Below are 14,832 nucleotides of genomic sequence, written 5' to 3'. Positions count from 1 at the left end.
CTCAACTCGGGAAAGACTGCTGACCAAAGTTGCTTTCGATCTTGCTCAGATGACGAGAAGTGGACTATACCTGTCGGCGTCCGAGTGGCATGGCACGACCGGACTCGCGTGAACACCCAGCACCTGCACGACCCAGCAAATGACCGCGGTGGCGGGGCCCTTCGCCTCAGGCGAGCAGGACGGGCGACCGGTACACCGCCTGAGTCCTGGAGAAGGCGAGGACTTGAGCATGGGATCCACCTCCGCCCGCACCGATGAGGGCCTCGAGCACGAGGGCCACGGCAGCGAGGGCCTCGGTCGTCGCGATCTGATCAGGCGGTCCGCCGCGATCGGCCTGATCACCGTGCCCACCATGGGCTTCCTGTCCTCCTGCGCCACCGGCGGCGGTGGCGGCAACGCCAAGGAGACGAAGGCCCCCGGCGGCCCCAAGTCCGAGAAGAACCCGCTCGGCGTGGCCAAGGGCGCCCCGCTGGAGGCGTTCATCTTCAAGGGCGGCCTGGGCGACCAGTACGCCAAGGACGCCGAGGCCGACTACCGGTCCACCTACGGCGCCGACGTCAAGCACACCGGCACCCAGCAGGTCGGACCCAAGCTCACCCCGCGCTTCGCGGGCGGCAACCCGCCGGACGTCATCGACAACTCCGGCGCCGACCACCTCGACATGAACAAGCTGTCCACCCAGGGCCAGCTCCAGGACCTCGCCGCCCTGCTCGACGCGCCCTCCATGGACGACCCGGCCAAGAAGGTCCGCGACACCATCCACCCGAGCACCATCGAGAAGGGCACGCACGGCGACACGTTCGACGTGCTCTACTACGCCTTCACCATCTACGGCACCTGGTACTCGCAGAAGCTGCTCGCCGACAAGGGGTGGACGTACCCCAAGACCCTCTCCGAGATGGTCACGCTCTGCGGCGAGATCAAGAAGGCCGGCATCGCCCCCTGGACGTACGCGGGCAAGTTCCCCTACTACGTCCACTTCAACCTCTTCGCCCAGATCGCCAAGATCGGCGGCATGGAGAAGTGGATCGCGATCGACAACCTGGAGCCCGGCGCCTGGACCTCCAACGACGCGGTCAAGGAGGTCGTCGAGCACTACGAGGAGCTCGCCGCCAAGAAGTACTTCCTCGAAGGCAGCCAGGGCCTCACCCACATCCAGTCGCAGACCGCCTGGAACAAGGGCAAGGCCGTCTTCATCCCCAACGGCTCCTGGGTCGAGAACGAGGCGGCCCCGACCACGCCCGCCGACTTCGGCATGGCCGTCGGCGCGCTGTTCGACGGCACCGGCGACAAGATGCCGCACGGCACGCTGCGTGCCGAGCCGAGCGAGCCGTACCTGGTCGCCGCCAAGGGCAGGAACCCGGCGGGCGGCATGGAGCTGCTGCGCATCATGCTCTCCAAGAAGCACGCGCAGAACTTCGCGACGAAGGTGAAGTCCCTGACGTGCGTCATGAACGCCACCGAGGGCATGACCCTCTCGCCCGGCCTCGCCTCCGCCAGCAAGGTGTTCAAGGAGGCGGGGGACAACCTGATCAGCCTTCAGCTCCAGGAGTGGTACCCGGCGCTCACCGACGAGAAGATCGGCGGCCTGACCGGCCAGCTGCTCGCCGGCGAGCTGAAGGCCGCCGACTGGATCCGGAAGACGCAGGCGGAGTGCGACAAGGTCGCCAAGGACGACGCCGTCACCAAGTTCGAGCGCACCGCGTGAGGATCGCGGTACGGATCGCCTGACCTGGCAGTCCTACGGGTCCGACACAACGAGGGAAGGGCCGGGGAGCACCATGCAACACGGCAAGTACCGATTCATCGTGGGCTTCCTGGCCCTGCCTCTGATCGTCTACGGCGTCTTCGTCATCTCGCCCTTCGTCCAGGCCTTCCAGATCTCGATGACCGACTGGTCCGGCCTGGTGGGCACCGCGGAGTTCGTGGGCCTGGACAACTTCGCCAAGCTCTGGGAGAGCGACGACTTCTGGAACGCGCTGCGCCACAACGTCTACATGCTGGCGCTCGTCCCCGTGGTGACGCTCGCGCTGGGCCTCTTCTTCGCCTTCATGCTCAACGTGGGCGGCCGGCGCCGGAAGAACGAAGTCGTCACCGGCGTCGCCGGTTCCAAGCTCTACAAGTTCGTCTTCTTCTTCCCGCAGGTCATCTCCATCACGATCATCGCCGTCATCTGGTTCAACATCTACAACCCCGACCCGGACGACGGCATGCTCAACTCCTTCCTGGGCGCCGTCGGCCTGGACGGCCTGCAGAACTCCTGGCTGGGCGAGAAGAGCCTCGCCCTGTGGTGCATCAGCGCGGTCATGGTCTGGGGCCACGTCGGGTTCTTCGTGGTGTTGTTCTCCGCCGCCATGGCCTCCATCCCGCGGGACATCTACGAGGCGGCCCTGCTGGACGGTGCCAGCCGCTTCCACACGTTCTTCCGGATCACGCTGCCGCTTCTGTGGGACACGGTCCAGACCGGCTGGGTCTACATGGGCATCATCGCCCTGGACGCCTTCGCGCTCGTCCAGATCATGTCGGTGAACATGGGTGGCCCGGACGGCGCCACGGACGTGATGCCGCTGCGGCTGTACCTGACGGCATTCCGGGACAGCCAGTTCGGCTACGCCGCCGCCATGGGCGTCGCGATGCTCATCGTCACCATGACCTTCGCCGTGCTCACGATGCGCTTCGCGCGCCGTGAGCGGATCGAGTACTAGGGGTACGGCCGATGACGACCGAAGAGATCGAAACGGTGACCAAGCAGGGGCCCGCCGCGCCCGCCGAGGTCACCCGGCGGCTCGGCCCGACGAGCGGCCGCTCCTCCGAGGGCGGCGTGCTCAACGTCTTCTCCCACGGCATCCTCGTCGTGTGGGCGCTGATGGTGGGCGTGCCGCTGCTGTGGGTGCTGTGGAGCGCCTTCAAGGACAGCAATGGCATCCTGACCGACCCGTGGGGCCTGCCGACGACCCTGCACTGGGAGAACTGGTCCAACGCGTGGGACGACGCGAACATGGGGCAGTACTTCATCAACACGGCGATCGTGGTGGGCGGGTCCGTGGTGGGCACGATGGTGCTCGGTTCGATGGCCGCGTACGTCCTGGCCCGCTTCACCTTCCCCGGCAACCGGTTCATTTACTACTTGTTCGTCGCGGGCATGTCGTTCCCGGTCTTCATGCTGGTCATTCCGCTCTTCTTCGTCCTGCGGGACTTCCCCGGCAGCTCGCTGCTGGCGACGTACCACGGGCTGATCCTGGTCTACATCGCGTATTCGCTGCCGTTCACCGTCTTCTTCATGACGGCCTTCTTCCGTACGCTGCCGACCTCGGTCGCGGAGGCGGCGATGATCGACGGCGCCTCGCACACGCGGACCTTCTTCCAGGTGATGGTGCCGATGGCCAAGCCGGGCCTGATCAGCATCGGCATCTTCAACTTCCTGGGGCAGTGGAACCAGTACCTGCTGCCGATGGTGCTCAATCAGCAGGAGGACAAGTACGTCCTCACCCAGGGCCTGGCGATGATCGCGCTGCAACAGGGTTATGAGAACGACTGGGGCGCGCTGATGGCGGGCATGATGATCGCCATGCTGCCGGTGCTGATCGTCTACTCGGTCTTCCAGCGGCAGGTGCAGTCCGGTCTCACGGCCGGGGCGCTGAAGTAGGCCGCGTCGACAGTCCGCGTCCGTAGTTCGCGTCACGAACCGAAACGGCTCGCCGGTGGAGCAGGAGCTCCCGGCGGGCCGTTTCCTTGTGAACTGCTGCTAAATATCCGATTCCTCCGCATCCAATTCGCTCATCAGAGGCCTACAACGCTCAAGGTCTTGACGGGGACCAACCCAAAAGGCTCAGCTTAGAGTTCACATGTTGGAGAAAACGGCAGGAGTGAGTGAGTCGATGGAGACTCCGGGGTCGCAGACATCTCTGCATCGGGCCAATCTCGAGCGGGTCGTACGCGCCGTGCGCATGGCGGGTTCGCTCACCCAGGCGGAGATCGCCAGGACCACCGGCCTGTCCGCCGCCACGGTGTCCAACATCGTCCGCGAGCTCAAGGACAGCGGAACGGTCGAGGTCACGCCCACCTCCGCGGGAGGCCGCCGGGCCCGCAGCGTCTCGCTCAGCGGCGACGCCGGCATCGTCATCGGCGTCGACTTCGGCCACACCCACCTGCGGGTCGCCGTCGGCAACCTGGCCCACCAGGTGCTCGCCGAGGAGTCCGAGCCGCTCGATGTCGACGCGTCGTCCGCGGAGGGCTTCGACCGGGCGGAAGCCCTGGTCAAACGCCTGATCGCGGCCACCGGCATCAGCCAGGACAAGGTCGTCGGCGTCGGCCTCGGCGTACCGGGCCCGATCGACGTCTCCTCCGGCACCCTCGGCTCCACCTCCATCCTGCCGGGCTGGACGGGGATCAACCCGAGCGAGGAGCTGGCCGGGCGCCTCGGCGTCCCGGTGTACGTCGACAACGACGCCAACCTCGGGGCGCTCGGCGAGCTGGTCTGGGGCGGCGGCCGCGGGGTCAAAGACCTGGCGTACATCAAGGTGGCCAGCGGTGTCGGCGCCGGTCTGGTGATAGACGGGCAGATCTACCGGGGCCCCGGCGGCACCGCCGGCGAGATCGGCCACATCACGCTCGACGAGTCCGGCCCCGTCTGCCGCTGCGGCAACCGCGGCTGCCTCGAGACGTTCACCGCCGCCCGGTACGTGCTGCCACTGCTCCAGCCCAGCCACGGCCCCGACCTCACCATGGAGCGGGTGGTGCAGCTGGCCCGCGAGGGCGACCCCGGCTGCCGCCGGGTGATCGGGGACGTCGGGCGCCACATCGGCAGCGGCGTGGCCAACCTGTGCAACCTGCTCAACCCCAGCCGGGTCGTCCTCGGCGGCGACCTCGCGGAGGCCGGCGAGCTGGTGCTGGGCCCCATCCGCGAGTCGGTCTCCCGGTACGCCATCCCCAGCGCCGCCCGGCAGCTCTCGGTCGCTCCCGGTGCCCTCGGCGGCCGGGCCGAGGTGCTCGGCGCCCTCGCGCTCGTCCTGAGCGAGATGGGCGATTCGACCCTGTTGGAGAACGCTCTCGCGACCGCGAGCCCTGCGTTCACTTAGATAACGGATGGCACCGTTGTCATCTCGTTGTCAATTTACTCCTTGACGGCGACGTGGGGGCCGAGTTGACTTCCTGCCACCTCGGCCGCAACGTCGCGGCCTCGTCAGGGAGGCAACCCACATGAACGCAATGACGCGACGCATCGTCATAGGCACGGCAGCGGTCTCCATGGCCGCTTCCCTCGCCGCTTGTGGCAAGGCGGGCGACGGCGACAGCGCCGGCGGCGGTGGTGGCGACAACAAGACCATCGGTCTGTTGCTGCCGGAGAACAAGACGACCCGCTACGAGACCTTCGACCGCCCGATCATCGAGGCGAAGATCAAGGCTCTGTGCGGGGACTGCAAGGTGCAGTACAACAACGCCGCGCAGGACACCGAGACCCAGAAGAAGCAGTTCGACGCCCTCGTCACCCAGGGCGTCAAGGTGATCATCCTGGACTCGGTCGACTACAAGGCCACCAAGTCCTGGGTGCAGCAGGCCGACAAGCAGGGCGTGAAGGTCGTCGCGTACGACCGCCTCGCCGAGGGCCCCATCTCCGCGTACGTCAGCTACGACAACGAGAAGATCGGCCGCCTCCAGGGCGAGGGCCTGGTCAAGGCGCTGGGCGCCAAGGCCAAGGAGAGCAACGTTGTCATGATCAACGGCTCGCCGACCGACCCCAACGCCCCGCTGTTCAAGAAGGGCGCGCACAGCGTCCTGGACACCGGTGTCAAGAAGGTCGTCTACGAGCAGGACATCCCGGACTGGTCCCCGGACGAGGCCAACAAGAAGATGGGCGCCGCCATCGACTCCCTGGGCAAGGGCGGCTTCCAGGGCGTCTACTCGGCCAACGACGGCATGGCCGGCGGCATCATCACCGCCCTGAAGAAGCAGGGCGTCAAGGTCCCGGTCGGCGGCCAGGACGCCGAGCTCGCGGGTCTCCAGCGCATCCTGTCGGGCGACCAGGCGTTCACGATCTACAAGCAGATCAAGCCGGAGGCCGAGACCACCGCCGAGATCGCGGTCCGCCTGCTCAAGGGCGAGAAGATCGACGACCTCGCGCCGACGAAGGTCGACAGCCTCACCGGTGAGTTCAAGGGCATCCCGGCCAAGCTGTACGACGCGCAGGTCGTGACCAAGGAGAACATCGCCTCCACGATCATCGCGGACAAGGTCTACAAGGCCGCCGACATCTGCACGGCCGAGTACAAGGCGGCCTGCGCCGCCGCCGGCATCAAGTAACCCGCAGAAACGTTACGCCGCGCGCGGCCTGGCCACCCCGTGGTCTGCCCCGCCCCGTACCGGTCCGGCGACCCGCCCTTCCACGCCCCGCAAGCGCGGGCGGGCGCCGGACTCTCCCCGCCCCCGGCACGGCCCGCCCCGCGCGGGTCACGCCCCGGGAGCGGAGGCGGTCAGGGCGACCGGCGGGCGGGCGGGCCGGGGACCACGGCCACCGGTCGGGAGCCCCGGCCGGCGGCACCGGCACCAGGCCACCCGGCCCCCACCGCGTCACCAGGGCCACCAGGGCCACCGGCCCACCCACCGACGACCGGCCCCACGGCCCCCCAGCCCCCCAGGCCACCCTCCCCGCTCCGCGGTGAGACCCGGCCGCCCGGACCCGGAACCGCCGGGACGGTCAGGACCGCGCCGGGGCCACGTCTTCGTGCTCGACGTACCACCATCCCCGCCGGACAGGCGGCGAAGGAGATGATTCACGTGTTCGCTACGCCCGTGCTGGCGTTGCGCGGGGTCTCCAAGCGGTTCGGCGCCGTTCAGGCGCTGACCGACGTAGACCTGGAGATCCACGCCGGTGAGGTGGTCGCCCTGGTCGGCGACAACGGCGCCGGCAAGTCCACGCTCGTCAAGACCATCTCGGGGGTCCACCCCATCGACGACGGCGCCATCGAGTGGGAGGGCAGCACGGTCCGGATCAGCCGGCCGAACGACGCCCAGGACCTCGGCGTCGCGACCGTCTACCAGGACCTCGCCCTGTGCGACAACCTCGACGTCGTCGCCAACCTCTTCCTCGGCAGCGAGCTGAAGAGCCTCTCCGTCCTCGACGAGATCGCGATGGAGAAGCGCGCCAAGGAGCTGCTGGACACCCTGTCCATCCGCATCCCCAGCGTCCGCATACCCGTCGCCGCCCTGTCCGGCGGCCAGCGTCAGGTCGTCGCCATCGCGCGCGCCCTGATCGGCGACCCCAAGATCGTCATCCTGGACGAGCCGACCGCCGCCCTCGGCGTCGAGCAGACCGCGCAGGTCCTCGACCTGGTGGAGCGGCTGCGCGAGCGCGGCCACGGAGTCATCCTCATCAGCCACAACATGGCCGACGTCCGCGCCGTCGCCGACAAGGTCGCGGTGCTGCGCCTGGGCCGCAACAACGGTGTCTTCAACGTCGCGGACACCACGCACGAAGAGATCATCGCCGCGATCACCGGCGCCACGGACAACGCCGTGACCCGCCGGCAGGCGCGTACGGCCACGAAGGAGGACGCGAAGTGAGCGACCTCACCAAGACCCCCGGCGACCCCACCCCCGAGGGCACCACGAACCCCGACGGCACCACGAACCCCGACGGCACCGCCGACGCCTCAGCGGCTCCCGCCGGCGCCGGTGACGCCCCCGCGGCCCCTGTCGCCTCGACGGCCCCTGTCGTTACGACGGCCACCAAGGTGTCCGCCTCCGAGGCGACGGAGCAGTCGGCCGCACCCGTTCCGGCCGTCGACCCGCGCCTCCTCGTCCGCGAGGAGGGCCTCAAGGGCTACTGGACCGAGTTCACCCGCAAGGTGCGCGGCGGTGAGCTGGGCTCCCTGCCCGTGTTCATCGGTCTGATCGTCATCGCGATCGTCTTCCAGTCGCAGAACAGCAACTTCCTCTCCGCCAGCTCCGTCGCCAACATCGCGGTCTACACGTCCGGCCTCGGCATCATGGCGGTCGGCATCGTCTTCGTCCTGATCCTCGGCGAGATCGACCTGTCGGTCGGCTCCGTCGCGGGTGTCGGCGCCGCCGTCTGGGCCGTGCTCAACGTGAGCAACGGCATGAACGACTGGCTCGCCGTCGTGATCGCCGTGCTCTCCGGCCTCGCGCTCGGCCTGCTGCACGGCTTCTTCTTCGCCAAGATCGGCGTCCCGGCGTTCGTGGTCACCCTCGCCGGCTTCCTCGGCTGGTCGGGCCTCCAGATCTGGATGATGGGCAAGGAAGGCTCGATCAACGCGCCGACCGGCAGCGTCGTGGAGCACCTGACCGGCTACTACTTCGAGGACAAGGCCGCCGCGTACGGCCTCGCCGTGGTGGCCGTCCTCGCCTACGCCGCGTCCCTGCTGCTGGACAGCAAGCGCCGCAAGGCCGCCGCGCTGCCCGCCCGCCCCGCGAGCGAGATCGCGCTGCGGGCCGGCTTCGTCGCCGTGCTCTGCTTCGTCGTCGCGTACGTCCTGAACGAGCCCGCCGGCGCCCGCGGCCTGCCGCTCGCCCTGGTGCTCTTCCTCGCCGTGCTGGTCGTCGCCGACTTCGTCGCGCGCCGCACCACCTTCGGCCGTCAGGTGTTCGCGGTCGGCGGCAACGCCGAGGCGGCGCGCCGCGCCGGTATCAACGTCGACCGGGTCCGGATCGTCGTCTTCGGCCTCTCGGGCCTGCTCGCCGCCTTCGGCGGTCTCTTCGTGGCCAGCCTCTCCGGCGGCGCCACCAAGAGCCTGGGCGGCGGCAACACGCTGATGCTGGTCATCGCGGCGGCCGTCATCGGCGGCACCAGCCTCTTCGGCGGCCGGGGCAAGGTCTGGTCGGCGCTGCTCGGCATGATCGTGATCCAGTCGATCCAGCAGGGCCTGAACATGCTCGGCATGGCGTCGGAGATCCAGTACATGATCACCGGCGCGGTGCTCCTCGCCGCGGTCGTGATCGACTCCGTGTCCCGCCGGACCCAGAAGACCGCAGGTCGCGCCTAGTGTGACCGTGTCTGAACATGTCTGAGCAGGTCGGACCGTATCCGACGACACCTGCCCGGAAATGACCAACGTGTGACCATCGCAATGCCCGGCGCCCTCAACCGGCGCCGGGCATTGCTGCGTCTGAGCCAACGGCACGACGTGTAAGGCACCGCCCGATGACCATCACCAGGGGCGGAACATTAGACTCGACCAAATCGGCAGCTCGACCAGCTCAACACGCAAGGAGGCACGGGTGGCTCTGCTGACCCGTATCACGGGCCCGCGCGATCTCGACCGGCTCGCCCCGGAGCAGCTGGACCAGCTGGCCGCGGAGATCCGGTCCTTCCTGGTGGACGCCGTCTCCAAGACCGGCGGTCACCTCGGACCGAACCTCGGCGTGGTCGAGCTGACCATCGCCCTGCACCGCGTCTTCGAGTCCCCGAAGGACAAGATCCTCTGGGACACCGGCCACCAGTCCTACGTCCACAAGCTGCTCACCGGACGGCAGGACTTCTCCAAGCTGAAGATGAAGGGCGGTCTGTCCGGCTACCCGGCCCGCTCCGAGTCCGAGCACGACATCATCGAGAACAGCCACGCCTCGACCGTCCTCGGCTGGGCCGACGGCCTCGCCAAGGCCAACGAGGTGCTGGAGCGCGACGACCACGTCGTCGCCGTCATCGGTGACGGCGCCCTCACCGGCGGCATGGCCTGGGAGGCGCTCAACAACATCGCCGAGGCCAAGGACCGCCCGCTCGTCATCGTCGTCAACGACAACGAGCGCTCCTACGCCCCGACGATCGGCGGTCTCGCCAACCACCTCGCCACGCTGCGCACGACCGACGGCTACGAGCGCTTCCTCGCCCGTACGAAGGAGATCCTCGACCGCACGCCGGTCGTGGGCCGCCCGCTCTACGAGACGCTGCACGGCGCCAAGAAGGGCCTGAAGGACTTCATCGCCCCGCAGGGCATGTTCGAGGACCTCGGCCTGAAGTACGTCGGGCCCATCGACGGCCACGACATCGAGGCCCTGGAGTCCGCCCTGACCCGCGCCAAGCGGTTCGGCGGCCCGGTCATCGTGCACTGCCTGACCGAGAAGGGCCGCGGCTACCAGCCGGCCCTCGCCGACGAGGCCGACCGCTTCCACGCCGTCGGCAAGATCCACCCGGACACCGGCCTGCCGATCTCCACCTCCGGCGCCGACTGGACCGGCGTCTTCGCCGACGAGATGGTCAAGCTCGGCCACGAGCGCGAGGACATCGTCGCCATCACCGCGGCCATGCTCCAGCCGGTGGGCCTCGACAAGTTCGCCAAGGCCTTCCCCGAGCGGGTCTACGACGTCGGCATCGCCGAGCAGCACGGCGCCGTCTCCGCCGCCGGCCTCGCCACCGGCGGCCTCCACCCGGTCTTCGCCGTCTACGCCACCTTCCTCAACCGCGCCTTCGACCAGGTCCTGATGGACGTCGCCCTGCACAAGTGCGGAGTGACGTTCGTCCTCGACCGGGCCGGCATCACCGGCACCGACGGCGCCTCCCACAACGGCATGTGGGACATGTCGATCCTCCAGGTCGTCCCCGGCCTGCGGATCGCCGCCCCGCGCGACGCCGACCAGGTCCGCGCCCAGCTGCGCGAGGCCGTCGAGGTCGACGACGCGCCGACCGTCGTGCGCTACTCCAAGGGCGCGGTCGGCCCCGCCGTCGAGGCGGTCGGCCGCGTCGGCGGCATGGACGTGCTGCGCGAGGCCGGCACAGACACCCCGGACGTCCTCCTGGTCTCCGTCGGCGCCCTCGCGCCCATGTGCCTGGAGATCGCCGGCCTGCTCGACCAGCAGGGCATCTCCACCACCGTCGTCGACCCGCGCTGGGTCAAGCCGGTCGACGAGGCCATGGCGCCGCTCGCCGACCGCCACCGCGTCGTCGTCACCGTCGAGGACAACGGCCGCGTCGGCGGCGTCGGCTGCGCGGTCGCCCAGGCGCTGCGCGACGCGGGCGTCGACGTACCGCTGCGCGACTTCGGCATCCCGCCGCGCTTCCTGGACCACGCCTCCCGCAAGGAGGTCATGACCGAGATCGGGCTCACCGCCCCCGACATCGCGCGCCAGGTCACCGGCCTCGTCTCCAAGCTGGACGGCCGGTACGAGCAGGCGGAGGTCGAGGCCGCCCGCGACTGACGCAGCCGCCGTACCACCGCGCATTGGACCGGTCGGAGTAACCCCAGGGGTTTCCGGCCGGTCCATTCGTGTGAAAGGGGCTCTCAGGGCGGGCGCCGTCCCGCACCTCTCTCGATCATGGGCGGTAGAGGCCGATGGCTACGGAGGTACGCCGGTGAGTATGGGCCAGCAGTCACGCGACACCGGGATGTTCCGGACTAAGAGCGTCGAGCAGTCGATCCAGGACACCGAGGAGCCGGAACACGCACTCAAGAAGTCCCTGTCCGCCTGGGACCTGACGGTCTTCGGCGTCGGTGTCATCATCGGCACGGGCATCTTCGTCCTGACCGGAAAGGTCGCCAAGGAGAACGCGGGCCCGGCGACCGCGCTCGCGTTCGTCGCCGCCGGCATCGTCTGCGCCCTGGCGGCCCTCTGCTACGCGGAGTTCGCCTCCACGGTCCCCGTGGCCGGATCGGCGTACACCTTCGCGTACGCCTCCCTCGGCGAGCTGCCCGCCTGGATCATCGGCTGGGACCTGGTCCTGGAGTTCGCCCTGGGCACCGCGGTCGTCGCCGTCGGCTGGTCCGGCTACGTGCGCTCACTGATGGACAACGTCAACTGGCATCTACCCGCATGGTTGCAAGGGCCCGACGCGGAGGGCGGCACCTTCGACCTGCTCGCCTTCATCCTGGTCCTGGTGCTCACGGCCGTCCTGGTCGTCGGCATGAAGCTGTCGGCCCGCATCACCGCGCTCGTCGTGGCCATCAAGGTCACCGTGGTCATGATCGTGATCATCGCCGGCCTGTTCTTCATCGTGGGCGACAACTACTCGCCCTTCATCCCCAAGGCCGTGACCCCCGAGTCCTCGTCCGGCTGGGACGCCGCGCTCGTCCAGACGATCTTCGGCTACGACCCGACGAACTTCGGCGTCATGGGCATCTTCACCGCCGCGTCCATCGTCTTCTTCGCCTTCATCGGCTTCGACGTCGTCGCCACCGCCGCCGAGGAGACCAAGGTGCCGCAGCGGGACATGCCGCGCGGCATCCTCGGCTCGCTCCTCATCTGCACCATCCTCTACGTGGCGGTCGCGCTCGTCGTGACCGGTATGCAGCACTACACCGAGCTGTCCACCAGCGCCCCGCTCGCCGACGCGTTCAAAGCCGTCGGGCACCCCTTCTTCGGCGGCGTGATCGGCTTCGGCGCCGCGGTCGGTCTCACCACCGTGTGCCTCATCCTGCTGCTCGGCCAGACCCGCGTCTTCTTCGCCATGAGCCGCGACGGGCTGCTCCCGCGGTTCTTCTCGGTCACCCACCCGAAGTTCCGCACCCCCTACCGGCCGACCATCCTGCTCGGCGTGATCATCGCCTTCGTCGCCGGCTTCACCAGCATCGACGAGCTGGCGACCCTGGTGAACATCGGCACCCTCTTCGCCTTCGTCGTCGTCGCGATCGGCGTGATCATCCTGCGCCGCACCCGCCCCGACCTGCCCCGCGCCTTCCGCACCCCCTGGGTGCCCGTGGTGCCGATCCTGTCGGTGGCGGCCTCGCTGTGGCTGATGCTGAACCTGCCCAACGAGACGTGGTTCCGCTTCGCCGTCTGGATGGCGATCGGCATCGTCGTCTACTTCCTGTACGGGCGCTCCCACAGCCGCCTGAGCGGCCGCGGCCGCCCGGCGCGGACCGAGGCCCCGTAGCCCTACCGCAACCGCCGCCGCCCCGTCCGCCGTTTGGGCCGTTCGGGGCGGCCGCTCGTAGAATCGGCGGATGACATCCCCCGCCGGCCAGCACGCGACCGAGACCGAGACCGACGAAGCCCTGCGGGTGCTGGGCAAGGTCTTCGGGTACGACTCCTTCCGCGGCGAGCAGCGGGAGATCATCGACCACGTGGTGGGCGGCGGCGACGCCCTCGTCCTCATGCCGACCGGCGGCGGCAAGTCGCTGTGCTACCAGATCCCCGCCCTGGTCCGCCGGGGCGTCGGCGTCGTCGTCTCCCCGCTGATCGCCCTCATGCAGGACCAGGTCGACGCGCTGCGGGCCCTCGGCGTACGGGCCGGGTTCCTCAACTCCACCCAGGACCTGGACGAGCGGCGGCTGGTGGAGGCCGAGTTCGCCGCCGGGGAGCTGGACCTGCTGTACCTGGCGCCGGAGCGGCTGCGCGTGGAGTCCACGCTCCAGCTCCTCCAGCGCGGCACCATCTCGCTGTTCGCCATCGACGAGGCGCACTGCGTCGCCCAGTGGGGCCACGACTTCCGCCCCGACTACCTCCAGCTGTCCACGCTCCACGAGCGGTGGCCCGACGTGCCGCGCATCGCCCTCACGGCGACCGCCACCCGCGCCACCCACGCCGAGATCGCCGCCCGGCTCAACCTGGACGACGCCCGGCACTTCGTCGCGAGCTTCGACCGCCCCAACATCCAGTACCGCATCGCCCCCAAGAACGAGCCCAAGCGGCAGCTGCTGGAACTTATCCGCGCCGAGCACGCGGGCGACGCGGGCATCGTCTACTGCCTCTCGCGGGCGTCCGTCGAGAAGACCGCGGCGTTCCTCGTGCAGAACGGCATCGACGCCGTCCCGTACCACGCGGGCCTCGACGCCCGGGTCCGCGCCGAGAACCAGGCGCGGTTCCTCCGCGAGGACGGGCTCGTCGTCGTCGCCACCATCGCCTTCGGCATGGGCATCGACAAGCCCGACGTACGCTTCGTCGCCCACCTCGACCTGCCGAAGTCCGTCGAGGGCTACTACCAGGAGACCGGCCGCGCCGGGCGCGACGGCCTGCCGTCCACGGCCTGGCTCGCCTACGGGCTCCAGGACGTCGTCCAGCAGCGGAAGATGATCGACGGCAGCGAGGGCGACGCCGAGCACCGGCGCCGCCTCGCCGCGCACCTCGACGCCATGCTGGCCCTGTGCGAGACCGTCGAATGCCGCCGGGTGCGGCTGCTGGCGTACTTCGGCCAGGAGTCGGCGGCCTGCGGGAACTGCGACACCTGCCTGTCGCCGCCCAAGTCCTGGGACGGCACCATCGCCGCGCAGAAGCTGCTGTCGACGATCGTGCGGCTCAAACGGGAGCGGAACCAGAAGTTCGGCGCCGGCCAGCTCATCGACATCCTGCTCGGCCGCAAGACGGCCAAGGTGATCCAGTTCGACCACGACGCGCTGAGCGTCTTCGGCATCGGCACCGAGCTGAACGAGTCCCAGTGGCGCGGCGTCGTGCGCCAGCTCCTCGCCCAGGGCCTGCTCGCCGTCGAGGGCGACTACGGCACGCTCGTCCTCACCGACACCTCCGCCGACGTCCTCGGCGGCCGCCGCGAGGTCATGCTGCGCAGTGAACCGGAGCGCCCGGCCCGCGCGGCGAAGGCGGCCAAGCGCGCCCCGGTCGCCGACCTGCCCGAGGAGGCGCTCCCGGTCTTCGAGCGGCTCCGCGCCTGGCGGGCGGCCACCGCGAAGGAGCAGGGCGTCCCCGCGTACGTCATCTTCCACGACGCCACGCTCCGCCAGATCGCCACCGCCCCGCCCACCACGCTCGCCGAACTGGGCGGCGTCAGCGGTGTCGGCGAGAACAAGCTGGCCAAGTACGGCGAAGCCCTCCTCGAGGCTCTTGCGGAACCCGACCCGGAGGCCTGACCGCCCGTTGTGGGCAATCGTCCCGCCCCGTTGTGGGCAATCGTCCCGCCGGTCTCGGTGTGGGCAGTCGTCCCGCAGGGCGGGA

Annotated in this window: 10 protein-coding genes; all 10 read left to right on the top strand. The window is 69.3% G+C overall.

Annotated features, from left to right (window positions below):
• Positions 1 to 229 precede the first annotated feature (229 nt).
• Positions 230 to 1,708: an N-acetylglucosamine/diacetylchitobiose ABC transporter substrate-binding protein gene (gene ngcE / locus EIZ62_RS06700; protein WP_156691800.1), complete on the top strand. Its 1,479-nt coding sequence runs from the start codon at positions 230 to 232 to the stop codon at positions 1,706 to 1,708.
• A gap of 73 nt (positions 1,709 to 1,781) precedes the next feature.
• Entirely contained in the window at positions 1,782 to 2,705 is a 924-nt protein-coding gene (locus EIZ62_RS06695; protein ID WP_156691799.1) for a carbohydrate ABC transporter permease, read from the top strand.
• Positions 2,706 to 2,716: 11 nt separating this feature from the next.
• Positions 2,717 to 3,646, top strand: a complete 930-nt coding sequence (locus EIZ62_RS06690) for a carbohydrate ABC transporter permease (RefSeq protein WP_156691798.1) — start codon at positions 2,717 to 2,719, stop codon at positions 3,644 to 3,646.
• A 232-nt stretch (positions 3,647 to 3,878) separates the two neighbouring features.
• Positions 3,879 to 5,078: an ROK family transcriptional regulator gene (locus tag EIZ62_RS06685; protein WP_156691797.1), complete on the top strand. Its 1,200-nt coding sequence runs from the start codon at positions 3,879 to 3,881 to the stop codon at positions 5,076 to 5,078.
• Between the two features lie 121 nt (positions 5,079 to 5,199).
• Positions 5,200 to 6,300, top strand: a complete 1,101-nt coding sequence (locus EIZ62_RS06680; RefSeq protein ID WP_425281799.1) for a substrate-binding domain-containing protein — start codon at positions 5,200 to 5,202, stop codon at positions 6,298 to 6,300.
• A gap of 465 nt (positions 6,301 to 6,765) precedes the next feature.
• Entirely contained in the window at positions 6,766 to 7,560 is a 795-nt protein-coding gene (locus EIZ62_RS06675; protein ID WP_156691796.1) for an ATP-binding cassette domain-containing protein, read from the top strand.
• 170 nt (positions 7,561 to 7,730) lie between these two features.
• The gene (locus tag EIZ62_RS06670) at positions 7,731 to 8,999 is read left to right on the top strand and encodes a sugar ABC transporter permease (RefSeq protein ID WP_156696247.1); all 1,269 of its coding nucleotides are present in this window, start codon (positions 7,731 to 7,733) and stop codon (positions 8,997 to 8,999) included.
• A gap of 235 nt (positions 9,000 to 9,234) precedes the next feature.
• Positions 9,235 to 11,148 (top strand): 1-deoxy-D-xylulose-5-phosphate synthase, encoded by a 1,914-nt coding sequence (gene dxs / locus EIZ62_RS06665; RefSeq protein WP_156691795.1) that lies wholly within the window; start codon positions 9,235 to 9,237, stop codon positions 11,146 to 11,148.
• A 187-nt stretch (positions 11,149 to 11,335) separates the two neighbouring features.
• Positions 11,336 to 12,820 carry an amino acid permease gene (locus EIZ62_RS06660; RefSeq protein ID WP_156696246.1) on the top strand — a complete coding sequence of 495 codons (1,485 nt, stop codon included), beginning with the start codon at positions 11,336 to 11,338 and terminating at the stop codon, positions 12,818 to 12,820.
• 70 nt (positions 12,821 to 12,890) lie between these two features.
• Positions 12,891 to 14,747, top strand: a complete 1,857-nt coding sequence (recQ, locus tag EIZ62_RS06655; protein WP_156691794.1) for a DNA helicase RecQ — start codon at positions 12,891 to 12,893, stop codon at positions 14,745 to 14,747.
• The last annotated feature ends 85 nt before the right edge of the window (positions 14,748 to 14,832 follow it).

It is taken from the genome of Streptomyces ficellus, from assembly GCF_009739905.1.
In the GTDB taxonomy this organism is placed as follows: Bacteria; Actinomycetota; Actinomycetes; order Streptomycetales; family Streptomycetaceae; genus Streptomyces; species Streptomyces ficellus_A.
Note: the sequence above shows the minus strand (reverse complement) of the source record. Positions and strands in the feature narration are given on the sequence as shown.

Excerpts from the sequence above, each read along its gene's own strand:
- EIZ62_RS06675 (WP_156691796.1), top strand. The coding sequence starts at position 6,766 with ATGATTCACGTGTTCGCTACGCCCGTGCTGGCGTTGCGCGGGGTCTCC.
- EIZ62_RS06695 (WP_156691799.1), top strand. The coding sequence starts at position 1,782 with ATGCAACACGGCAAGTACCGATTCATCGTGGGCTTCCTGGCCCTGCCT.
- ngcE (WP_156691800.1), top strand. The coding sequence starts at position 230 with ATGGGATCCACCTCCGCCCGCACCGATGAGGGCCTCGAGCACGAGGGC.
- recQ (WP_156691794.1), top strand. The coding sequence starts at position 12,891 with ATGACATCCCCCGCCGGCCAGCACGCGACCGAGACCGAGACCGACGAA.
- EIZ62_RS06690 (WP_156691798.1), top strand. The coding sequence starts at position 2,717 with ATGACGACCGAAGAGATCGAAACGGTGACCAAGCAGGGGCCCGCCGCG.
- EIZ62_RS06660 (WP_156696246.1), top strand. The coding sequence starts at position 11,336 with ATGTTCCGGACTAAGAGCGTCGAGCAGTCGATCCAGGACACCGAGGAG.
- EIZ62_RS06685 (WP_156691797.1), top strand. The coding sequence starts at position 3,879 with ATGGAGACTCCGGGGTCGCAGACATCTCTGCATCGGGCCAATCTCGAG.
- EIZ62_RS06680 (WP_425281799.1), top strand. The coding sequence starts at position 5,200 with ATGAACGCAATGACGCGACGCATCGTCATAGGCACGGCAGCGGTCTCC.